The following is a 22,856-nucleotide window of genomic DNA, read 5'->3' as shown; positions in this document are numbered from 1 at the left end:
TAAAGCATATAAGTATATTTAAATAGTTTTGCTAACAAAGATAAATATACTTAATGCAAATGGGATATTATATATCAAGAATCAAATTGGTCAACTACTTTAACTTTTCTTACAGCTCAAAAAAGGCTTGCACACACATTAGGATCAAGGTATAAATTATTTCTGTTTTATATCATTAAAATTTTCTATCTGTGGGTTTTGTAATTCTGACCAGATTGGTGCGTTGTTTAGCCAATTTGCCGCCCATAGGATTTGTTCACTACCAAGTCCAAGCTTATTATTATCTATTGTATCAGCGTTAGATGATTTGATCACTAAATTACCATCATTTTGTAGCACAAGTTGAGCATAAGGGTCATCTATCCATTTATAACCTTTATTTTGATATTCTAAGGCAATGGAATTAATTAGCTTATATGAATTGCTGTTGTAATTGTAATAGTAAGTTGCTAGGTTTCCATTTTGAAAACTTATAGCATTAACCTTCTGTGGATTATTGTTACTGTAATTAAAAGCATTATACTTTTCAATCCAACTATTTCCATTTTTTGACTGAACTACAAGTTGTTGGTCACCAGCTATATATACTAAGCGGTAATTGCCATTCGCGGATATTAAAATTACAATATTATTTTTAATAGGACCTGTTTTGCCCATAAATGATAAATCAAGCGCATAAGTGCTATAGCTTGGATTTTCAGTACCTATTCCATATTTTCCTGTATCAGAGTTTTCTAACCATTGTTTGTATGCTTGTGTTGGTGTAAATAAATATTGAAATGACAGCGTAGAATAAAATAACATAGCATCAGCTGTCGCATATGCGTCACTAATAGTTGTATCATAAGGTCCAGATAGATTGTTAAAATCATAATTTATAATAGTTTTTCCTAAAGAATCGTAGAAAATAAGATTCTCATAGTCACATTTTGAATAACCTTCAAAACATAGGAAATGTACTTCCTGAGATCCTACTTGATTATTACTTTTGTATCCACCTATTTCATTTCTACCAGAAACTTTGGGGAAAGTAATTTGAAGAGGAAAAATGTGTCCTGATAGAGTTAATATATATAAAGTTGCGTTTGATTTAGTTGAATTATGTTGATGTGCGTAATAGTCATTATAGGTATAATTTATAAACCCACCATACCCAAGCTTTTGTGTGTAACATATTGTTGTTCCATCATTAGATTTTTGGTCCGGTAAAACACAAGACATTCTAGCTGTTTTGCTGTCAGCATTTTGGTTTGCAAGTAGCACCATGCCTTTAAATTCAAGCCTCAAATTATAATAAGCAGCATGGCATTTGCCTGCCTCACCATCTCCACCTTTGCAGTCATAAATCCTAGCTGGATTTACAAGAGTAAATCCATGAATTTCAGTTAAGTCATTATCATAATTACCTACTGTTTTTAATGTACCTACATTAAAATTTGGCGTAATTGGAGCAATATAGTAATAGTTATTAGTACCGTCATAAAATAAATCAAGGTTTTTAAAAGCAAAGGTGTAAGGATAAGTGGAGTTACCTGAATTATTTATAGTATATGGTATATCTATACTCTTAAACAACGTGTATTGTTGACTACCATTCTTGATATTACAAATAAACTTTAACGTAGTTAAATTTGCATCTAGTGGAAAATCAGCATTAATAATTTGACAATTGTTTAGAAACGCTGTAATAGGCGTATAGTTAGCTCCCATTAAGTCAGCGGTTCCATTAGGATCAAATACATTATTATTGGCAGCTGTATTAAATAACTGAGACTCGTTATTTACAATAGTGTTACTAAAATACTTATTTAAACTAGTTATATTTGACAGTATAGGATTTAATACAGTATTGGGGTTGGAAGTAATACTACCCTGATTATCGATCTGCAAATATTTACCACCAAAATTATTCATGATAACATAATTTTCTGGGCCATTTAGAAAAGTGTTTATATATGCTTTTGTTAAATTCTGCATTGCTTCTTCATAACCATTTTTTCCAGTTTTTGAAGAAAGTATCCCTATATCAATTACTTTTTTTGCAAAGTTACTAGAGTTTTTAATCGAATCTGGATTAGCGTAGTAAAAAGCCAATTGTAGTGCTTGTATATTGTATAGCATTAATAGTTTTTGATAATAGTTTATCTCTAGTTTAATAATAGGGCTGGTCGCTTTGACATATTTGGCAACATAATTGGTATTTAATCCTGGTACGATTTCATCTTTGTTTTGTAAATACGTTATATAATCTTGATTTAAAATTCTCCACATACTTATATTTGCAAGGCTATTTTGAAAATTTTCAATTAAATTATTTAGATTTTTGGAGGTTATCATATTTATAGCATCAGAATTAGGCTCGCACCCTGATGTCACACATAGATTTGAGGCATAATCATAGAAATCGTCACTGATAGGTAAAACATGAGATAAATTTTCATTACCATAGAGATTGCTGTACATTGTAGTTATTGAGTCAAACTCAGCAGATGATGTAAGTTCAGATACATCACTGATGATCTTTGTATAGTTTACATCCGTATCTTGTTGGTTTAATATATCAATAATAGCTTCGTCAAGATGTAAAGTTGCAACTATTTGCTTTTCAATTAGGCTAAGCTGATTTTCGACAGTATTTAATTGTTGTAAGATTTCTACACCGTAGTTAGGATGAGGAAGTAAGCCTCCAAAAAAACCACTTGTAACATCATAAGCTGATAAAAATGGCTCCTTTAACGCATCTTGAATAGCAGAGTGTATTCCGCCACTAAGTTTATTCATATCATAACTATATCCAAACTCAGTTGACCCAATTAAAGGTAGAGATAGGCCTATGATGACAGTTAAGGTTTTAAATCGCATGGCGTAAGCTCCTCTTTGTTTAATCAAACTGTATTTTCTCGTAATTAGATTCACTTTCAGATTCGTAGTAATCATCCTTTAATAGAAAATCAATGTTGTATCTTTGAACACGTTTCACAGTAGATTTTCCTAATCCGTGGTAGATAGCATTTGACTCTCCTTGACCTATCATTAATTCTTCTTTAGGTTTATAGGTGCTAGTATTAACATAGTGACTCCCCCCTCATTATAATGCTTCGTATCACTAGATTGCCATAATTCTATATAATCAATCTCAAGTTTTGACTTGACTAAAGCATAAGTCATTCCATTATATGTGTATATATCAAATTTTTCCGTCCCAAAATTTTTGTAATCCTCTATTTGTTTCTGATAGTTAGAGTAAGTAAAATAATTATAACTTTTGTTGATTCCTTTGCTTATAATTTCATCATATACCATTCAAATTCTCCCACAAAACTTATTAATTCCAGATAGTTTATATAAGATAGTTTATATAATACTTATATAATATGCTAGCAGAAAGTATTAATTTTGTATATCCGTTTAGGAATTTCCTAAGCTTAGCTGTATCTCTTGTGTACAAGCCTTTTTTGAGCTGTAATACCAATTCCAAGACATATGTGGTCATATAGTATATGCTGCATTTCTCGATAAAAATAGTATATAACATATGACCACATATGTCTTTGAATTGGTATAAGTTGTAGATCAAAACATCCTAAGTCTGATAAAGAAGTTCAAGAATTATATAAAAAAACTTTGCAAATTATGTCAGAGAATTAGTAGATGATTATATTGATCTGTCGATAGTAGATATATGGCAACAAGATGAGACTAGAGCTGGACACCAAGGTAGCTTAACAAGAATATGGGCTCCGAAAGGAACTAGGCCTCGTAAAGTCAAACAAAAGCAGTTTGTATCCAGTTATATTTACGCAGCAGGATGTGCTGCTACAGGAGACAGCTTTGGACTAATACTTCCTGAAACTAACACTCAGTCTATGCAGATATTTTTAGACTGATTATCAAAACATATTGATAAAGGTAGGCATGTGGCATTGATAGTAGATAATGCTGGTTGGCACACATCTAGAAACCTAAAAATACCAGAGAACATAACTTTGATACCATTACCTGCATATTCTCCTGAGCTAAACTCAATGGAGCAGGTATGGCAATGGATAAAGAGACATTTCCTTTCGAATATGTGCTTTAAAAGCTATGATGAAATAGTTGATAAATTACAGCAAGCTTGGAATGCTTTCTCAAATAATACTAAACTCGTTAAATCTATATGTACTAGAAATTGGAATGTATGTCTTAATTTATAGTGGGATTGGTATAACTCCTAATGAAGTACATTTCGGAATCAATATAAACATTGAGAATACAATCTAGCTAATCTAATAAACTATCTACCTCTTAAAATTGTTTCAAAAACCTTAAATCATTCTCAAAGAACATTCTTAAATCATCTATTCCATATCTAAGCATAGATAATCTCTCAACTCCCATACCAAAAGCAAAACCTTGAAATTTATTAGGATCTATAAAACCTGATTTTAAAACTTTAGGGTGAACCATACCGCAACCTAAAACTTCTAGCCATCCTGTATTTTTACAAACTCTACAACCAGTACCATTACAGATGACACACTCTATATCAGCCTCTGCTGAGGGTTCAGTAAATGGAAAATAAGAAGGTCTAAACCTTACTTTTAAATCTTTTTCAAAAAATGAACTTAAAAAAACATGCAATAAGCCCTTTAAGTCTGCAAAAGATACGTCTTTTTCAACTAATAAGCCTTCTACTTGGTGAAACATTGGTGTGTGAGTAACATCTGAATCACAGCGATATACCCTACCTGGAGCTATAATTCTGATTGGTGGCTCCTGCTTTTCCATAGTACGAATTTGTACGCCAGAAGTATGAGTTCTAAGAACATGAGATTGATCGATATAAAAGGTGTCATGCATAGCACGAGCTGGGTGATGCGAAGGGATATTTAAAGTTTCAAAGTTATAATAATCACTTTCTATTTCAGGTCCTAACTCTATATTAAAACCATTCTGTTTAAAAAAAGATTCTATTCTATGTAATGTTTTTGTAACAGGATGTAGAGAACCTTGACTTTGCCCTACTCCTTTCAAAGTCACATCTATTTTTTCTTGAGAGAGTTTTTGATTAATTTCTTGCTTTTCAAAAAAAACCAATTTTACATCTATAGCATCCTGTAAAGCCTGTTTAGCAATATTTACAGCTTGGCCAAGCTTAGGCTTTTCTTCATTTGGTAGCGTACCTATCATTTTCATCATATCAGTTAGTTCGCCTTTTTTACCAAGGTACTTCACACGTATATCATCAACTGATTTTTTATCTTCGACAAGGCTAAGCTCATTAAGAGCTTTTTCTTTCATTTGCTCTACTAGTTGCATAATTATTCCTATTTTAAAATTTATTGATATTATAGACAAAAAAGACTTAGTTAGCTATATTGTGAAATGTATGACTATTTGGATGCTTGCTTTTAGTTTTATTTATAGAACCTATATTAAGTCTATTAATATGCTAAAATAACAAACATTGATTATATACAAAAACAACTTCTATTTTTTTATGAAAATAACAAGCTTTAATGCTAATGGAATTCGGGCAGCAACTAAAAAAGGTTTTTGGGGTTGGTTTAAAACTCAAAATGTAGATTTCTTATGTATCCAAGAAACAAAGGCCCAATTTCATCAGTTAGAATCCGATCCTACATACTTTCCTGAAGGATATTTTTACGACTATAAAGACGCTACAAAAAAAGGTTATAGTGGTGTAGCCATTTACGCTAAAAAAAAGCCGATACGAGTAATCAAAGAAATTGGTATAGATTGGGCAGATGATGAAGGAAGATATATCCAATTTGATTATGAAAATTTTAGTATTGCAAGCTTATATCTACCATCTGGCTCTAGTGGTGATGTCCGTCAAGGATATAAAATGCAATTTTTAGAAAAATACACAGAAGTATTAAAACAGCAGATACAATCTGGAAGAGATTTTATAGTTTGTGGTGACTTTAACATAGTGCATAAAGAGATAGATATAAAAAATTGGAAATCTAACTATGGTAAAACTTCAGGGGTATTACCTGAAGAACAAGCATGGTTAGATCATATATTTTACGATTTGGGCTGGGTAGATACTTTTAGAGTGATTAACCAAGAGCCTCTACAGTATACTTGGTGGTCGAACCGTGGGCAAGCTAGAGCAAAAAATGTTGGCTGGAGGATTGATTATCATATCTCAACACCTGCTCTAAAAGATAAAGTAATACCTAAATCAGAGCATATCTATAAAGAAAATTGGTTTTCTGATCATGCTCCAATTAGTATTTGTTATGACTATGAGATTTTATAGGGTTTGCACTTCTGTAGGAATTTAAAGCATGATGATTAAAATAACTAAGGAAATAAAAAGATGAAAAACAATCACTTTGATGTAATAAGTTTAGGTGGTGGCTCAGGTGGTATAGCTTCTGCTGTGCAAGCTGCTAAATTTGGAAAAAAAGTTGCAATTATAGAAAAGCGTGAGCTTGGCGGCACTTGTGTAAATAGAGGCTGTGTACCTAAAAAAGCTATGTGGTATGGTGGTATGCTTGCTGAGCAATTAAAGCATGATGTTGCTGGCTACGGTTTTGATGTTGAAGTTAAAGGCTTTAATTGGACTACCTTGAAAGAAAAAAGAGCTAAATATATCGGTAATATTCATGGTTTCTATGACAGGTTATTAAATAAATGGAATATCGCTCATTTTAATAATTGGGGTAAGTTTAAAGATAACAAAACTGTCGTACTAGATGATGGTACAGAGCTAACGGCTGATAATATCTTCATCTCACCAGGTGCTTACCCTATTGTGCCTAAAAATATACCGGGGTCTGAATTTGGTATTACTTCTGATGAATTTTTTGAATTAAAAGATACTCCTAAAAAAGCTGTGATTGTGGGTGGTGGCTATATTGGCATTGAGATTGCTGGGGTGCTAAATGCTCATGGTACAGATACAACTGTGATAGTACGCAGAGAGAAACCCTTAATGGATTTTGATGATGATATTAGTAATACTCTAGTTGAGTGTATGGAAATGACTGGTTTAAAGCTTATGAACCATGCAAATATCACTAAGGTTGAAAAAACTAGTGACACTTTAAAAATAACCACAGATAAAGGTGATGTTTTAGAAAATGTTGACACTCTAATATGGGCAATTGGTCGTGCGCCTAATACTCATAATGTAGGTATTGAAAATACTGATATTAAAATTACAGATAAAGGTGTAATTCCAGCTAATGAATGGCAAGAGACAAATGTAAAAGGAGTATATTCTCTAGGAGATGCTTCCGGTGGTGCTCAGCTAACTCCTGTGGCAATTGCTTGTGGTCGTAGGTTAGCACGTAGACTTTTTAATGGTGAAGAAAATCTAAAACCTAAGCTGGAATATATTCCAACAGTTATATTTTCTCATCCGGCTATTGGTACGGTTGGTCTATCTGAAAAAGATGCTAAAGAAAAATATGGTGATGATAATGTAAAAGTTTATAAAAGCCGTTTTACACCACTGTATTGTGCAATATCTGGTCATAGAATGCCTACAGTGATGAAGCTAGTTGTAATTGGTGAAAATGAAAAAGTTGTTGGTTGCCACATGATCGGCCTAAACGTTGATGAAATGTTACAAGGTTTTGCTGTAGCTATTAATATGGGTGCAACTAAACGTGATTTTGATGATACTATAGCCATCCATCCTACTAGTTCAGAAGAACTTGTGACTTTAGTTTAATGAAATTTAGATATTTTGTTGTTCACCCGTTTTATTCTAAAATCATTTTATTAAGTTTTTTACCAATTAAAAAAGCAATTATTGCAAAAACTATAGCTATTAATGACACGTATCCAAATAACTCCTTATATCTATAGAAACTTTCTATAGTTACTTGAGTTGAAAATCCTGTCTTAGTATCGTATTTTATACCAGTTGTAACAGCTTGAGCTACAGTTGTACCTATTTTTATACCAATAGCTGAAGTTATGAACCAAGTTCCCATTGCGAATCCTGTAATTCTTTTTGGTAATAATTTAGCCATCAAAGACAAACCTAAAGCAGATATCAATAGCTCTCCAGATGAGAAAAATATCGTTATTGCTAAAACTTCCCAAAGTATACTTACTTTTGCAGTTGGATCATTAACCACACAAGCTAAAAACATACTTCCATAAGCAAACCCACAAAGTAAAATGCCCAAAGCAAACTTTAAGGGTAAAGTTAAATCTTTATTTCCTAACCTAGTGTAAACAAAAGCTAATATTGGAGATAAAATTATAATACCTACCGTATTTAAAACTCCAGGTATTGTTTGTGGATTAATTGTGTAACCAAAAAGATTTAAATTAACGTGATGTACATTAAATAAAAAGAAAGAAGTCGATTTTTGCTGGTAAATCATAAAGAAAAGTACAGCATAGATTAAAAGTATAATAGCAGCTATGATTTTCTTTCTAGAGCTAGGGTCTTTTTCTACATATATTTGAAATGCAAAAACTCCAAAAATAAGCCCAGCACCAAACCATAGTATATAATTTATCGTATCGTTTGTTTGTAAAACAATACTAAGCCCAGCAACTGCAAATATGAAAACAAATATTATAATTACCGTTTTAAGTATGCTTACACCTTTTAAGCCTATTTCATTGTCAATATTTTTGATACTTGAGTAACTAACTAAGCTATTTAGGATCCCTATTGCAAAACCTATTGAACAAACACTATAGGCCACTGTATATCCGTAGTTTGTAGCCAAAATAGGAACTAATAAAGAAGCAGACAATGAGCCCATATTTATAGACATATAAAAGTATGTGTATACAGAATCTAGTTTTCTTTTATCTATATATATTCTAGATATTAAGTTCGTAGGTGCTGGTTTAAACAACGATGAACCAACTATAATACATGCTAAACTGACATATATATAACTACTTATACTTTGTATAAAAGGACTAAGAGCTAAACTAAAGTACCCCACTAAAAGGAATATAGCGCCTAAAAACATAGTTTTTTTTATGCCGAAAACTTTATCTGCAACGTAACCACCTATAGCATTAAAAACATACGTTAAGGATGCAAAACCACCAAATAATAAAACAGCATTTTTTTCTGTAAAATTAAAACTATTTTCACTCATAAAAAATAAGATAGCTGTGTAGCTAAAGCCATAATAGCCAAATCTTTCAAAAAATTCGAAAAAACATAAAAGGAAAAAAGGATTTTGTTTCTTAATATTTATCATAATTTTTATATATCTAATTTTAAGTAATTTTGATTATAACATTTTATCACTGTGGTCTGTGGTTTTAAACTAAAAATAAACAAGTTTATAAAATGTGACTGTTGCAAGTTAAAATTATATGGCTCTAATTGTGTTAAAACATGTTCTGCAAATTATTTTTTTAAAACTTTTTAAATAATTATATTTTATTTACGTTATGCTTTTATAAAATTTAATAAAAATCTTATTTTTTTGTAGTGAAGACCAATAAAGAGTAACAAACTATACCGATCCTAAATTTGCTTTGTATAAATCATGTCATTTAGGTTTTGAACAAGGGTCATAGCTAGTCTAAATTCTCCTAAAGAAATATAGTTAATTATTTTTTCCCACATTTTTACTAAGTCACTATGAGTTTTGTTATTATATATCGCTTCAAAATTAACTTCGAAATATTTTTCTAGTGGTCGCATCATTATAGAGAGATTATTAATATCTTCTGTATCTAGCTTAGATATTTGTTTTTTGCCATATAAAAAAGTGATATTTTTATTTTCATCTACATTACAAATTAAAGGTTTAATATTTTTTTCTTCGTAAAAGCCATATATTCCTTGAGCTGAAAACTTACTTGTATTTGAGTTAATAATGGCTGCTGAAAAAAACTTGTTATTTTAATCTTGATTCCATCAATATATGGAAATATAAATTCATAAATAGGTACTTCGCCAGGGAAATCGTTTTTAACATATTTTTTCATTTTACTATCACTATTGTTAAATAGACTTTCTGTCATTCTAGGAGCTGCACCAAAACAATGTAAAAATTTCACACTATTTTTTCCATCATCAAGTGAGGCAATTCTATTACCTCCTAATGATAATATGTAGCTTAACATTCTACCTATAACATCCCAGTCTATTCTTTCATTAAAAAAGGACATAGTGCGTTTAGTAGGCAAACCATGACCCACAAATATCACACTTATATCTATTTTTTTTAAAGAGTATGTAAGCCCTTTTTTTTCAAAAAGTTTAGATTTGTTTACCTCTATAAACTCATCGATTTTCTTTTTACACATATCTAGGCTATTAGCACTAAACCACATTCCTAACCGATCTTCATTAGTTTGTTTATTTAACTTGTATTCGTAATTTCCTAAAGTTTTAACTTGCAAATTAAAATCTCTTTTAATTTTTTCATTTTCTAAATCAAAATCTGATTTTTTAGAAGCTTGTTCTACATCACATGGATATACCATAAATACTAATTTCATATAAAACCATTTCACCCATTTTTATTGTAACTTACAACGTTAATTTGTTAGATTCTCCTCCTACACCTGATTTTGCTAGCTAGATTGTACCCTCAACGTTTATATTGATTTCAAAATGAACCTCATTAGGAGTTAAACAAATTAAACATTTTTTAGTTTTATTATTCAAGTTAATTTGCAATTTTCTAATGTAGTAATGAGAGACGTTATTAAAATCAATGCTTTTAGGAATAAATTGTCTGATATAACCTATTCATATTTTTATTAATCCATCTTTGCCAAGGATTATACGCCTCAGCAAAGAAATGCTTTAATACCAGTACTAATCTAACAATCATCTACTGTAATAGCAAAAAAATAAATGGATATTTAGCAAGTGAAAATGGTGTCATAACTATTCAACTTGAAATTAATAATGGTAAACTAAATGTAGAGTGGCATTATACTAGTCATGAGAAATTTAGAGTCTCAAAGCCAGAAATTATAAATATGGATAAGGGTTTAAACTGTAATGCTTGATCTAGAGAAACTACAAAACTGTGATCTGCCTAATTATAATAGATCTCAACTAAAGATAGGAATATTACATATCGGAATAGGTGCTTTTCATAGAGCTCACCAGGTATACTATGTAGATAAACTACTTAATTCTAACGATAAAGATGCTCTTAACTGGGGTTATATTAGTGGAACTATTAGGAGCAATAAAAAACTTATTGATAACCTTAGCTTAAATGATTGTATGTATACCCTTTCGACTAATGATGAAAACGGTACTAGCAATAAAATCATTGGAGCCTTAAAAGAAGTTTATTTTGCTGGTAATGGTCAATCACAACGACTTATAGATGAAATCAGCTCTAAAGAAATAAAAATAATAACTTACACAGTAACTGAAAAAGGTTATTACGTAGATTTATCTACACAAAAACTAAATCTTGAAAACCCAGATATTATTTATGACCTTAAAAATTTTAATGTACCTAAAACAGCTATAGGTATTACCGTTGCTGGTTTGTATAAACGTTGGCAAGAAAATGGTCAGCCTATAACTTTACTTAGTTGTGACAATATGCCTAATAATGGTAAAATCCTTAAACAAACTATATTAGATTTTTCAAATAAAATAGATAAAAATTTGGCCAGTTGGATAAAAAATAACTGTAGTTTTCCTAGTTCAATGGTAGATAGAATAGTTCCTGCCGCAACTGATCAAACTATTGAAAAGATTGCTAACATGATTGGACAACAAGACTTGTCTACTGTTGCTACAGAAGAATTTTCTCAGTGGGTAATTGAAGATACATTTGCTAATGGACGCCCTACTCTAGAAAAAATAGGAGTTGAATTTGTAAAAGATATAGAACCTTTTGAAAAACTCAAACTTACTATGTTAAATGGTAGCCATAGTTTAATTGCTTATTTAGGAACATATGCTGGGTTTAAAACTGTTGATGAGGTTATCGCTAAGTCTGAATTTTATAATTTTATTAAAAAATATATGTTAGAAGTAGCAGCACCATTAGTAGATGGTTTACCTGAAAATGTTTCAACTTTAGAATATGCTAATAAATTATTACTTCGCTTTGCTAATCCATATCTAAAACACAAAACTGAACAAATAGCCATGGATGGTTCTAAAAAGATTCCTCAACGGTGGTTAGGCACTTTGGAAAAATTGATTGAGAACGGTCACAACTTTGATGTTATAGTAATAGGTTTAGCTGGATGGATATTGTTTAATTCTGGCAAAAATGAAATAGCTGAAAGCATTGAAATATCTGATCCATTACAAGATAAATATATACAAATTTATCAAAATAATAGTACTATTGAAAAGATAGTTAATGAATTTATTGGACTTGAAGAAATATTCTCAAAAGAGCTTTCCAATAATAAAATATTGGTAGAAAAAGTAATTTATTATACAAAAGAAATTAGCTCAAAAGGCGTATTACAAGTAATTAAAAACATTTAAATTTAGAGGTATAAAATGATAGAGTCATGGAGATGGTTCGGTCCAAACGACCCTGTATGTATTGAAGATATTATGCAAACTGGTGTTACAGATATTGTAACTGCCTTACATCACATTCCTAATGGTCAAGTTTGGTCTATTGATGAAATTAAAAAAAGACAATCTGAGGTAGAAAACTCGTCTAAACTAGGTAAAACGAACTTAATCTGGTCAGTTGTTGAAAGTATACCAGTTCATGAAGATATTAAAAAAGGTAAAGTTACTCGTGATAAGTACATAGAAAATTACTGCCAGAGTATTCTTAATTTAGCTAAATGCGGTATTAAACTAGTAATATACAACTTCATGCCTATTCTGGATTGGACACGTACAGATTTAAGTAAACAAACTACTACTGGTGCAAAAACCTTATCTTTTAATGAAGTTGCTTTTGCTGCTTTTGATATTCATATTTTAAAAAGAAAAGATGCTAATAAAGATTATAAACCAGAAATAGTATCTCAAGCTAAAGCATATTTTGAAAACATGACCCAAAATGAAGTTGAGACACTTACAAAAAATATTATCGCTGGTTTACCGGGTGCTGAAGAAAGCTTCTCTTTAGAACAGTTTCAAATAGCACTTGATGAATATAAAAATATTGATAAAGCAAAACTACGTGAAAACTTAGTATATTTCCTAGAAAGAGTTATACCTGTTGCTGAAGAAGTTGGAGCTAAGCTTGCAATCCACCCTGATGATCCGCCATTTGAGTTGTTTGGTTTACCTAGAATTATTAGTACTATAGAAGATTATGACTGGCTGTTTAAGGCTATACCATCTATGGCTAATGGTATAACCTTTTGTGCAGGATCTCTAGGCTCTAGATGGGATAATGATTTGCCACTTATGGCTAAAAAAATAGGTAGAAGAATTTACTTTACCCATTTAAGAAATGTATCTCTTGATCAATGTAGTCGTAGCTTTTGCGAGGCTGAGCATTTATGTGGTAATACTGATATGTATGCTTTAATAAAAGAAATTCTTAAAATTGAAAGAGATTCTAATCCTATATATATGCGTCCAGATCATGGTCAACAAATGTTAAGTGATTTGGATAAGAAAACAAATCCTGGATACTCATGTATTGGGCGAATGAAAGGTCTTGCAGAAGTACGTGGTGTTGCATATGCTGTTAAAAAAGAGTTAGAAAATGAGAAATAAATTACTAGCTATTGGTGAATGCATGCTAGAGCTTAGTGGTAAAATTCAGCTAGGTTCACAAGCTAAACTAAACTTTGGCGGAGATGTCTTAAACACTGCTCTTTATTATGCTAGATTAGATGGAAAAGTTTCTTTTCTTACAGCTTTAGGTGACGATGACTTTTCTACTCAAATGATAAACCAATGGCAAAGTGAAAATATCGATACATCCACAGTCTTAAGACTTAAAAATACAGTACCTGGTCTATATGCTATCCAGACAGATAATTTTGGAGAAAGAAATTTTTATTACTGGAGAGAGCAGGCACCAATAAAACAACTTTTTTATAATATTACAAAAGATCAGTTAAATAGTTACATTAACAATTACCAATATCTGTATTTCTCTGGAATTTCGTTATCAAGGTGGGACGAAAGCCAATTGGAAATTTTTATTAGTTGGTTAAAAGAGTTTAAAAATGCAGATTCTAATAAAAAAATTATCTTTGATTTAAACTATCGTCCAAAATGCTGGCAATCAAAAGATCAAGCTAAAATTTACTTAAAAAAAATCCTTAAATACTTAACTATAGTTATAACTACTTTTGAGGATGAACAGTTATTATTTGATGATACAGACTATCAGCAGACTTTAACTAGATATAATAAAGCTGGCATTGAAACTATTATAATTAAACGAGGTGCTAAATCTACTGTTGTTTCAGCTAATAGTGAGATAATATTAGTAGATACAGATATGATTAAACCTATAGATACAACTGCAGCGGGTGATAGCTTTAATGCAGCCTTTTTAGCTGGGCTTGATCGTAATATAGATATACAAAATAGTGTCAAATTTGCACAAAGCTTTGCTGCTGAAATCATACAACATCATGGAGCTATAATAGACAAAAAATATACAGATATCTATTTAAAAACTCTAAAGGAGCCTTGAATGCAATTAACTAATTTATTAGAAAAAAATCCTTTAATACCTGTAGTTGCTGTTAATACAGTAGATGAAGCATATAATATTTTATATAAGCTTCGTAATAAAAATATAAAAATCGTTGAATTTACTCTTAGAACACCTAATGCATTAGAAGTTATTAAGGAAGTTATTGAGAATAATCAAGATTTAACTATAGGTATTGGAACTATTACAACTTTAGAGCAATTGAGAAAATGCTCATTTTTAGGCGCAGATTTCTTAGTTTCTCCTGGGGTAACTATAGAAATGCTAAAATTCGCTAGAGATCATAATCTTCCTTATTTACCCGGAGGCGTTACAGCTTTTGAAATAATGACTATCCTAGAATATAGATTTAATGTCATAAAATTCTTTCCTGCTGAAGTAGCTGGTGGAATAAATCTCCTAAGAAATTACCAGGCTGTTTTTCCCCAAGTTAAATTTTGTGCTTCTGGTGGAATTAATATAACCAATAAAGATAAATATCTTAATCAAGAGAATGTTATAGCTATAGGAAGTTCATCATTAATATAATCAGGAGCAAACAATGTTTAGTGACAACATATTAATGCCTATTGATAAACAAACAAGAGAAATTGCACTTGAAATTTATCAACATGTTAAGGATTTACCAATAATTAGTCCACATGGACACACCGATCCAGTTTGGTTTGATGAAAATAAACCTTTTGAAAATCCTGTAGAATTACTTATAAAGCCTGATCATTATATTTTTAGAATGTTTTATTCTCAAGGGCTTAAATTAGAAGATTTTGGTATCTCTCATAAAGATGATAAACCAGTAGAAACAGATCCTAAGAAGATATGGCAAGAAGTTGCCAAAAATTGGTATTTGTTTAGAGCGACTCAGGTCGGACTATGGTTTGATGCTCAACTTAAAAATGTTTTTGGCTACGATAAAACTTTAACCCCAGAAACAGCTGATGAGCTATATGAACATATAAATAATTGTTTAAAACAAAAAGAATTTTTACCTAGAGAAATATGTAAAAGATTTAACATAAAAGTTATAGCTACTACTGACAATGTTGACGATGACCTTCAATCTCATAGAAATATAGCTAACTCTGGGTTTGATTGTAAGATCATACCAACTTTTCGTCCAGATACTGTTACAAATCCTGAGCTACATACTGTGCATAAAAACATTAAAAAATTAGCCAAAAAGTTAAATACAGAAATAGCCTCATATGAGGATTTCCTTAGGGTTTTAAGAGAACGAAGAGAATTTTTTAAAGCTAATGGAGCAACAGCTTCAGATCATGGTGTTAGTATACCTAAAACATACGATTTAGATAAATCTAAATGTAAAAGTTTATTTAAAAAAATACTAACGAATGTAGCTTCTGATAAAGAAAAAAGAATCTTTAGTGGCCAAATGCTTACAGAAATGGCCAAAATGGCAACGGACGATGGATTGGTAATGCAAATTCATGCTGGTGTATTTAGAAACCATAATCCTCATATCCATAGAAAATTTGGCAATGATAAAGGATGTGACATTCCAATTAAATGTGATTATGTAAATGGCTTGTACCCTCTTTTAAGTAAAGTAGGTAATAACCATAATTTTAAAACAGTATTATTTACTATGGATGAATCTACTTATACTCGTGAGCTGGCTCCACTAGCTGGGCATTATCCAAGTGTGTTTTTGGGTCCGCCATGGTGGTTTAATGACTCAGCAGAGGGTATGAAAAGATTTAGATATGCTGTTACAGAAACAGCAGGTTTTTATAACTGTTGCGGTTTTATCGATGATACACGAGCCCTACTGTCAATACCTGTTAGACATGATGTAGCTAGGCGCGTAGACGCTAATTACCTGGCTGAAATGGTTGTGTTAGGAAGGTTATCAAAAGCTGATGCTTTAAATGTAGCTTATGATTTAACATATACACAATCCATTAAAATTTTTAATTTAAATATATAATGGTGTCATATGAGGAGTAAAATAGTGAATAATCAGAAATCTACTTCTACTAAATTTTATGTAGTTATTGTAGTAGCGGTAGCTGCTATCGGAGGACTACTATTTGGTTTTGATACTTCAATTATTGCAGGAGCTACACCTTTTATCCAAAAGGAATTTATAGCTGAACACTGGCAAATAGAAATGGTTGTTAGCTTCTGTGTTTTAGGAGCTTTTTTTGGGGCTCTTACTAGTGGTTACTTTACTGATAAATTTGGTCGCAAAAAAGCAATGATCGCCACTAGCTTACTTTTTATAATAGGTACTTTAATAGCAGCTTTAGCTCCTAATATTGGGTTTTTAGTTTTAGGACGCTTTATGTTAGGATCTGCGATTGGTGTAGCTTCGTATGCAGTACCATTATTCATTGCAGAAGTTGCTCCAGCATCTAAAAGAGGCTCTCTTGTACTTTGGAATGGAGCGTTTTTAACAGGTGGTCAAGTAATTGCTTTTGTAGTTAACTATTTACTTACAGCTAGTGGTGATTGGCGTATAATGATAGCTACTGGTTTAATTCCAGCAATTTTGTTGTTTGTAGGTATGTGCTTTATGCCGTATTCTCCAAAATGGCTATTTTCTCAAGGTAGAAAACATGAAGCTCGTGAGACTTTAGCAAAAATTCGAGAAACTGAAGATGATGTTTTACGGGAGTTAAAGGCAATACAACACAATTTAGAAAAATCAGTAAAAACAAAATTTTCCGCTATTTTTGATAAAAAAGTACGTCCTGTGCTTTATATAGGTTTAGCTCTTGGTATTTTCCAACAGTTTTTTGGTATAAATACAGTTATGTATTATGGACCCTATATAATGTCTAATATAGGTTTTGAAGGTGCTGAAACTAAAATGCTGATGACTCTAGCTTTAGGATTAGTTAATTTTATAGCTACTATTGTGACGATTATGTTTATAGATAGATTAGGCAGAAGAAGGTTTTTATTGATAGGTTCAGCTATGGCAGCAGTAAGTTTATTTAGTATGATTTATTTATTAAAAGATACCTCTTCTGGAGTAACATCAGTTTTAGCTTTAGTGTGCTTATTGATATACGTAGTTGGTTACTGTATAAGCGTAGGTTCGTTATTTTGGTTAATTATATCAGAGATATTCCCCTTAAATGTTCGTGGCTCAGCTATGAGTTTTGTGGCTTCAATACAGTGGTTAGCTAATTTTGTTGTTGCCGCAACTTTCTTAACTATATTGACAGCTTTAGGAGTTTCATTTACATTTAGTATGTATGCTTGTATAGCTACGCTGGCATTTGTAATTACATACTTTTTTGTTCCTGAAACAAAAGGAGTATCTCTTGAAACTATAGAAGATAATTTAAATAAAGGTGTACCAACCAAATATTTAGGAAGACCGGACTACTAGTATAAATAATGTAAATAAAATCATAATCTACAAAAACAATTTAAGGGGGATAGTTATGATTCAAGCAGTAGAAAAAAATACATTTGGTGAGTTTCGCAACTATACAGATAGTAAATTTCAAGATAGAGTAGAAAGAACCTACAAAGAGATGCATACTAATCAGTCTCTAGATTATGTTCAACAACTGAAAAACAAGTATTTCAAACTTCAGTTAGGTAAGATGGATGTTTATGGGATTTTTAAATTACTAGAAAATGTCCATGATGAAAGTGATCCAGATAATGACTTACCACAAATAGAGCATGCTTATCAAACAGCAGAAGCCTGCCAAAATAAGCTTCTAAAAAATGATACTGAACTTAGAGAAAATGCTATGATTAAATCATTATTTCGTGATCATGAGTGGCAAAGCTTGCCTAAAGAATGGCAAAATTTCTATACTCAAAAAGAAACTCTAACGAATTTATATAGCCACATTACAGATTGGTCATGGTTACCACTAGTAGGTTTTATTCATGATTTAGGAAAAATTATGACATTACCTGAATATGGTAAGCTTCCACAATGGTCTACTGTTGGAGATACTTATCCTGTAGCATGTCCTTTTGCTAAGGCTAATGTATTTTCTGACAAAGAGTTTTTTAAAGATTCCGAAGACTATAATAAATACTATACAGAGACAGAGTTTTATTATGGTATTTATAAAAGGCAATGTGGTTTTGATAAAGTGCATATGAGTTTTGGACATGATGAATATATCTATAAAGTCTTTGAACAAGGTAGTGATATACCTTATGAAGGCTTATATATACTTCGTTATCATTCTTTTTATCCTTGGCATACACCACAAACAGGTGGCTTAGCCTACCAAGAGTTAGCCAATGAAAAAGACTGGTTATTATTACCTTTGCTAAAAGCTTTTCAAAAAGCTGATTTATACTCAAAACTACCAGAGCTACCTCCTAAGGAGGCTCTAGAAGTAAAGTATAAAGCTCTTTTAGATAAATGGGTCCCTAAGAAAAAAATTAACTGGTAAAATAAAAATATTATCTAATAAGTTTTCAACCAATCAAACATAACATAAAAAATGTCTGTCCAAGCTAGTCCATAGTTGTCGAGTATCCCTTCTATAGCACTTTTTAATAAATTACTAATTGCAAAGACAAAGCTACTGTAGAATAATATTTTACTAGTTATTGGATTTAAATTTAGAAATATCCTCATACTTAAATAACCAGAAATTGCTGTAGCTATTATTATTACAATCATTAAACTATAGTTAATTTGTATACCTTGGTTTAAAAATACTAAGAATGCAAATGTCTGAACTATTAAGGATGGAACTAACCTTTTTTGAACAGCTGTAACATGATCTACACCTAATAATAAATACAATATATTTATTATTAGGCCAGCACCACCTATTACACTGCAGCAAATTCCCGAAAAAATAGGTAATATTACTATAAAAAAAGTTGAAAACCTCTCCAACTTAGTTTTAAAAATTACCAAAAAGAAAAGTCCTATAAGGATTAAACTTATTAAAAAAAGTAAAGTGATATTATCTAAACTTGATAAAAAAGTAATACTGAGTAAAACACTTGCACAAGTTGTTATAGTTATTATTAAGTCTTGTTTTTTAAATGATATTTTATTTTTATCTGCTATCATCCCAACGACATTATAAAAGACAAATACAACTGCACTTGCTCTTACTAATAGCATTATTTCTTTAATATCATAACCAAACATAAGTAAAGAAGGCATTATAATTAATCCATTACCGCCAGTAACAGAGATTAACCCAGCTAATAAAACGATAAAAAATATTATAGCTAAACTAAAAAAACATGATTTTATCACCTACCATTAAACATCTCTCATAAACGGAGTCCTTTTTTGTACATTATAAGCATCTTTGTATTTTATGTGAAACAAATGCTCTAGCAAGGTAAATTATTTAAAAAATGTAGTTTAAACACCCAGGCCACATTCTAAGCATATGAATTTTTGTTTGAAATTGTTATCTACTACTCTTTGCTTTTGGAGATGATCGCACTTTAAAGTTTGTGCTTTAAGATTTTCTATTTCTTCTTTTAATTCGAATTCATTTAGTAATTTATATGTTATTACTTCTGATGATACGTGTATATCATCAGTACCTGATACATCAATGATGTGTTTAAATGAGAAGTTTTGATATTCATTTTCTAAAATGAAATCATCAATTAGTTTACAGCTATTGTTGACTTCAAGTGTATTAAACGTCTTCTTTAAATTGAGATTATCTGCATATTGGCTCCAAGCGTATGCAGCTTTACGATCTTTCGCAAGATATAAATTTGTATTATCTACTTCAAGTAGTGTTCCTTTTTTAATTTTTGTGGAATTAGGCTGTTTTTTTACTGCTTTACCTTGGAACATATCAAAATCATATGTGACAATGTCTGATGTTTTTCTATAAAGTTTCCTTCCTAAAATATCATACACGTAATAAGAACCTTCTTTTCTATATCCATATAGTAATTCATATCGCTCTTTATCAGAATACAAGTCTTTATCTGAAGGTTTAAGTACTATCGCGTTTTTTATTTTATCATAGTACATTAACCCTGGAAATTCACCTTGTGGAGGACTAGTTATACAACAAAACCCTTTATAAATATTTTTTACTAGATTTTGGATTTTTGTCTGTATTTTTGCAATTTCTGGATAACAATTTTTACAGACTCTACTTTGCTTATTTTCTCTTGCTGGAAGAAATATACGATTAGATGAACAGCTATTACATACATTAGCACCACAGTTTCTACAGTGATGGTGTCTATTGGTGAAAGTAAATCTTACTCCACACAGTTGGCATTCAGGGGCTTTACTATCTTTAATCCAGTTTTGATGTTGTTTATCTATTTTAGGCAATTCTATCTTACATGTATGACAAAATTTGCTATTTATAGCAAGATACTTACCACAATTTAGGCAATTCATATGATTTATATGCTTTAAAATTAAAACTAAAATAAATATATCATAAAATAATTAAATTTATTAATTATAGAAATGTTTAACTAATGGCTAAATACCATCAACTACAATTAGATAGATAAATCAGGTTGCTGTTGTGAGTTTAAGTTATCTGGTATTTTTAATTTAAAGTGATTATAAGCTAAAAGTGTTGCTATCCTACCTCTAGCTGTTCTCATTATATAACCTTGTTGAATTAAATATGGTTCTATAACATCTTCTATAGTTCCTTTTTCTTCACTTAAAGCAGCTGCCATAGTATCTAAACCTACAGGTCCTCCTCCAAATTTTTCCATTAGTGTAAGTAAATATTTATGATCCATGTGATCAAAACCTACTGGATCAACTTTTAACATAGTTAAAGCTTTATCAGCTATTTCTAAAGTTATTTTACCAGAGGCTTTTACTTGAGCATAATCTCTTACTCGTCGTAATAATCTATTTGCTATTCTTGGCGTACCACGTGAACGTTTTGCAATTTCTCTGGCACCATCTTCTGTAATATCTAAATCTAAAAGCTTAGCTGAACGATAAACGATTTTTGACAGATCATCTATAGAATAAAACTCCAAGCGTTGAATAATGCCGAACCTATCTCTAAGTGGCGAAGTCAAAAGCCCAGCTCTTGTTGTAGCGCCGACTAAAGTAAATGCAGGTAAATCAATTTTGATAGATCTAGCAGCAGGACCCTCACCTATCATAATATCAAGTTGATAATCTTCCATTGCTGGATATAAGATTTCTTCTATCACTGGGCTTAAACGATGAATCTCATCTATAAATAAAACATCGTTTTCTTCTAAATTTGTAAGTAAAGCTGCCAGATCACCAGCCTTCTCTAATACAGGGCCACTAGTTTGCTTAAGCTCAACACCCATCTCATTTGCTATAATATTTGAAAGTGTAGTCTTACCTAGCCCAGGTGGTCCAAATATAAGTGTATGATCAAGCGCATCATTACGACTTTTAGCAGCTTGAATAAAAATTTCCATCTGCTCACGAACATTAGGCTGACCTTCATAATCTGCTAGAGTTTTTGGTCTTATAGCTCTATCAATAGTTTTTTCATCACTACTTTGAATAGAGTTTGCAGAAATTATTCTATCTGTTTCAATCATATTTTTAAACGTTACAAAATATAGGCATGTGAATTTATTATAACACTTTTATTTGGCTTATCTTTCTTAAAGATATGTAAATAAATATCCAATATGCTTTGAAAAATATAAATGTTTTGTCTAAAATTCCAAGTACACATCTCAACTTACTTTAATACTAGGAGAAACTAGTGGATCTAAAGGAATTTAAAATTATTGAATTATCTCATTTTGAAACAAAAGCTATCAGCTATTTTAATGATGAAGCTAGCAAACTACTATATTTAGACAGTCCTGCTATAAGTGTGTTTAGAGACTTTAAAGAACACAAAGCCCTAACTGTATCAGGAGATGCATCTTTACAAGAAGTAAAACAAAAACTTTTTGACCACCATAAGGATTTTATATTGGTTATAAACTCTGATAACCAAGTAACTGGAACTATTGGTCTTCATTATCTTGAAAGTACAGCTTTACAAAAAACAGCTCAAGAAACAGGTGCAAAAATAACAGAATTAGCCGCAGATGATATAAAACTTCGTATATCTGAAGTAAATACTATTCCTTACTCACTTATAAAAGACACAAAAATAGGGCATATCCTAAATACTTTGATTAACTCTAGCTACCATCACATAGTTGTATACGAGGAAGACACAAAAGGTGAGAAATCTATTCGTGGATATTTTTCTTTTAGTCATATCAGAAGGAAACTTGGATTAGAAGTTTATCATGCATACCAAAAAGACGGCGTGGCGAATATTTCTAAAGGCATCTAAACTA

19 protein-coding genes and 1 pseudogene are annotated in these 22,856 nt (G+C 31.0%); 11 read left to right on the top strand and 9 right to left on the bottom strand.

The features are described from left to right. Positions 1 to 156: 156 nt before the first annotated feature. Both SD28_RS05275 and SD28_RS05270 read right to left on the bottom strand, forming a co-directional pair. A complete protein-coding gene (locus tag SD28_RS05275) occupies positions 157 to 2,862 on the bottom strand; it encodes a hypothetical protein (protein ID WP_039124823.1) in 2,706 nt (901 codons plus the stop codon). Positions 2,863 to 3,033: 171 nt separating this feature from the next. Continuing rightward, positions 3,034 to 3,303, bottom strand: coding sequence for a hypothetical protein (locus SD28_RS05270; protein WP_039124820.1), 270 nt, complete (start codon positions 3,301 to 3,303; stop codon positions 3,034 to 3,036). 614 nt (positions 3,304 to 3,917) lie between these two features. On the opposite strand from SD28_RS05270, the gene SD28_RS05265 reads away from it, so the two are divergent. Further along, positions 3,918 to 4,196 (top strand): transposase, encoded by a 279-nt coding sequence (locus SD28_RS05265; RefSeq protein ID WP_052251875.1) that lies wholly within the window; start codon positions 3,918 to 3,920, stop codon positions 4,194 to 4,196. A gap of 91 nt (positions 4,197 to 4,287) precedes the next feature. Here the strand turns inward: SD28_RS05265 and pheS are convergent, their stop codons facing one another. Beyond that, a complete protein-coding gene (pheS, locus tag SD28_RS05260) occupies positions 4,288 to 5,301 on the bottom strand; it encodes a phenylalanine--tRNA ligase subunit alpha (RefSeq protein ID WP_039124818.1) in 1,014 nt (337 codons plus the stop codon). 181 nt (positions 5,302 to 5,482) lie between these two features. Between pheS and SD28_RS05255 the strand changes: the two genes are divergently transcribed. Both SD28_RS05255 and gorA read left to right on the top strand, forming a co-directional pair. Continuing rightward, on the top strand, positions 5,483 to 6,271 hold the full coding sequence (locus SD28_RS05255; protein WP_039124816.1) for an exodeoxyribonuclease III: 789 nt from the start codon (positions 5,483 to 5,485) through the stop codon (positions 6,269 to 6,271). 60 nt (positions 6,272 to 6,331) lie between these two features. Then, complete coding sequence (gene gorA / locus SD28_RS05250) at positions 6,332 to 7,693, top strand: glutathione-disulfide reductase (protein ID WP_039124814.1); 1,362 nt, start codon at positions 6,332 to 6,334, stop codon at positions 7,691 to 7,693. A gap of 31 nt (positions 7,694 to 7,724) precedes the next feature. Here the strand turns inward: gorA and SD28_RS05245 are convergent, their stop codons facing one another. The 3 genes and pseudogenes from SD28_RS05245 to SD28_RS08305 form a co-directional block, all read right to left on the bottom strand. Beyond that, positions 7,725 to 9,200, bottom strand: coding sequence for a peptide MFS transporter (locus SD28_RS05245; RefSeq protein WP_039124812.1), 1,476 nt, complete (start codon positions 9,198 to 9,200; stop codon positions 7,725 to 7,727). A gap of 550 nt (positions 9,201 to 9,750) precedes the next feature. Next, entirely contained in the window at positions 9,751 to 10,455 is a 705-nt protein-coding gene (locus SD28_RS05235; RefSeq protein ID WP_039124807.1) for a hypothetical protein, read from the bottom strand. Between the two features lie 79 nt (positions 10,456 to 10,534). Next, a pseudogene (locus SD28_RS08305) lies at positions 10,535 to 10,769 on the bottom strand (IS30 family transposase); the annotation flags it as partial. 197 nt (positions 10,770 to 10,966) lie between these two features. Here SD28_RS08305 and SD28_RS05230 point away from each other — a divergent pair. The 7 genes from SD28_RS05230 to SD28_RS05200 are packed head-to-tail and all read left to right on the top strand — an operon-like array spanning position 10,967 to position 18,988. Further along, positions 10,967 to 12,433, top strand: coding sequence for a mannitol dehydrogenase family protein (locus SD28_RS05230; protein WP_039124805.1), 1,467 nt, complete (start codon positions 10,967 to 10,969; stop codon positions 12,431 to 12,433). 15 nt (positions 12,434 to 12,448) lie between these two features. Then, complete coding sequence (gene uxuA, locus SD28_RS05225) at positions 12,449 to 13,636, top strand: mannonate dehydratase (protein WP_039124803.1); 1,188 nt, start codon at positions 12,449 to 12,451, stop codon at positions 13,634 to 13,636. Continuing rightward, on the top strand, positions 13,626 to 14,570 hold the full coding sequence (locus SD28_RS05220) for a sugar kinase (RefSeq protein WP_039124801.1): 945 nt from the start codon (positions 13,626 to 13,628) through the stop codon (positions 14,568 to 14,570). Before uxuA ends, SD28_RS05220 begins: the two co-directional genes overlap by 11 nt. Next, complete coding sequence (locus SD28_RS05215) at positions 14,571 to 15,119, top strand: bifunctional 4-hydroxy-2-oxoglutarate aldolase/2-dehydro-3-deoxy-phosphogluconate aldolase (RefSeq protein ID WP_039124799.1); 549 nt, start codon at positions 14,571 to 14,573, stop codon at positions 15,117 to 15,119. A 13-nt stretch (positions 15,120 to 15,132) separates the two neighbouring features. After that, positions 15,133 to 16,539, top strand: a complete 1,407-nt coding sequence (gene uxaC / locus SD28_RS05210; RefSeq protein ID WP_039124797.1) for a glucuronate isomerase — start codon at positions 15,133 to 15,135, stop codon at positions 16,537 to 16,539. Positions 16,540 to 16,563: 24 nt separating this feature from the next. Next, on the top strand, positions 16,564 to 17,952 hold the full coding sequence (locus tag SD28_RS05205) for a sugar porter family MFS transporter (RefSeq protein WP_039124794.1): 1,389 nt from the start codon (positions 16,564 to 16,566) through the stop codon (positions 17,950 to 17,952). Positions 17,953 to 18,007: 55 nt separating this feature from the next. Then, entirely contained in the window at positions 18,008 to 18,988 is a 981-nt protein-coding gene (locus SD28_RS05200; RefSeq protein WP_039124793.1) for an inositol oxygenase family protein, read from the top strand. Positions 18,989 to 19,002: 14 nt separating this feature from the next. Here SD28_RS05200 and SD28_RS05195 read toward each other — a convergent pair whose 3' ends face one another. From SD28_RS05195 to ruvB, 3 genes are all read right to left on the bottom strand, one after another. Next, positions 19,003 to 19,815, bottom strand: coding sequence for a TSUP family transporter (locus SD28_RS05195; RefSeq protein WP_039124791.1), 813 nt, complete (start codon positions 19,813 to 19,815; stop codon positions 19,003 to 19,005). Positions 19,816 to 19,926: 111 nt separating this feature from the next. Continuing rightward, a complete protein-coding gene (locus SD28_RS05190; protein ID WP_039124790.1) occupies positions 19,927 to 20,940 on the bottom strand; it encodes an FYVE zinc finger domain-containing protein in 1,014 nt (337 codons plus the stop codon). Positions 20,941 to 21,047: 107 nt separating this feature from the next. Further along, positions 21,048 to 22,094, bottom strand: coding sequence for a Holliday junction branch migration DNA helicase RuvB (gene ruvB / locus SD28_RS05185; RefSeq protein ID WP_039124789.1), 1,047 nt, complete (start codon positions 22,092 to 22,094; stop codon positions 21,048 to 21,050). A gap of 170 nt (positions 22,095 to 22,264) precedes the next feature. Between ruvB and SD28_RS05180 the strand changes: the two genes are divergently transcribed. Next, positions 22,265 to 22,852 carry a CBS domain-containing protein gene (locus tag SD28_RS05180; protein ID WP_039124788.1) on the top strand — a complete coding sequence of 196 codons (588 nt, stop codon included), beginning with the start codon at positions 22,265 to 22,267 and terminating at the stop codon, positions 22,850 to 22,852. The last annotated feature ends 4 nt before the right edge of the window (positions 22,853 to 22,856 follow it).

It is taken from the genome of Allofrancisella guangzhouensis, assembly GCF_000815225.1.
In the GTDB taxonomy this organism is placed as follows: Bacteria; Pseudomonadota; Gammaproteobacteria; order Francisellales; family Francisellaceae; genus Francisella; species Francisella guangzhouensis.
Note: the sequence above shows the minus strand (reverse complement) of the source record. Positions and strands in the feature narration are given on the sequence as shown.

What these genes read in the sequence shown, in the direction of transcription:
- SD28_RS05275 (WP_039124823.1), bottom strand. Translation starts at nt 2,862, where the DNA reads ATGCGATTTAAAACCTTAACTGTCATCATAGGCCTATCTCTACCTTTA.
- SD28_RS05270 (WP_039124820.1), bottom strand. Translation starts at nt 3,303, where the DNA reads ATGGTATATGATGAAATTATAAGCAAAGGAATCAACAAAAGTTATAAT.
- pheS (WP_039124818.1), bottom strand. Translation starts at nt 5,301, where the DNA reads ATGCAACTAGTAGAGCAAATGAAAGAAAAAGCTCTTAATGAGCTTAGC.
- SD28_RS05255 (WP_039124816.1), top strand. Translation starts at nt 5,483, where the DNA reads ATGAAAATAACAAGCTTTAATGCTAATGGAATTCGGGCAGCAACTAAA.
- gorA (WP_039124814.1), top strand. Translation starts at nt 6,332, where the DNA reads ATGAAAAACAATCACTTTGATGTAATAAGTTTAGGTGGTGGCTCAGGT.
- SD28_RS05245 (WP_039124812.1), bottom strand. Translation starts at nt 9,200, where the DNA reads ATGATAAATATTAAGAAACAAAATCCTTTTTTCCTTTTATGTTTTTTC.
- SD28_RS05235 (WP_039124807.1), bottom strand. Translation starts at nt 10,455, where the DNA reads ATGAAATTAGTATTTATGGTATATCCATGTGATGTAGAACAAGCTTCT.
- SD28_RS05230 (WP_039124805.1), top strand. Translation starts at nt 10,967, where the DNA reads ATGCTTGATCTAGAGAAACTACAAAACTGTGATCTGCCTAATTATAAT.
- uxuA (WP_039124803.1), top strand. Translation starts at nt 12,449, where the DNA reads ATGATAGAGTCATGGAGATGGTTCGGTCCAAACGACCCTGTATGTATT.
- SD28_RS05220 (WP_039124801.1), top strand. Translation starts at nt 13,626, where the DNA reads ATGAGAAATAAATTACTAGCTATTGGTGAATGCATGCTAGAGCTTAGT.
- SD28_RS05215 (WP_039124799.1), top strand. Translation starts at nt 14,571, where the DNA reads ATGCAATTAACTAATTTATTAGAAAAAAATCCTTTAATACCTGTAGTT.
- uxaC (WP_039124797.1), top strand. Translation starts at nt 15,133, where the DNA reads ATGTTTAGTGACAACATATTAATGCCTATTGATAAACAAACAAGAGAA.
- SD28_RS05200 (WP_039124793.1), top strand. Translation starts at nt 18,008, where the DNA reads ATGATTCAAGCAGTAGAAAAAAATACATTTGGTGAGTTTCGCAACTAT.
- SD28_RS05190 (WP_039124790.1), bottom strand. Translation starts at nt 20,940, where the DNA reads ATGAATTGCCTAAATTGTGGTAAGTATCTTGCTATAAATAGCAAATTT.
- ruvB (WP_039124789.1), bottom strand. Translation starts at nt 22,094, where the DNA reads ATGATTGAAACAGATAGAATAATTTCTGCAAACTCTATTCAAAGTAGT.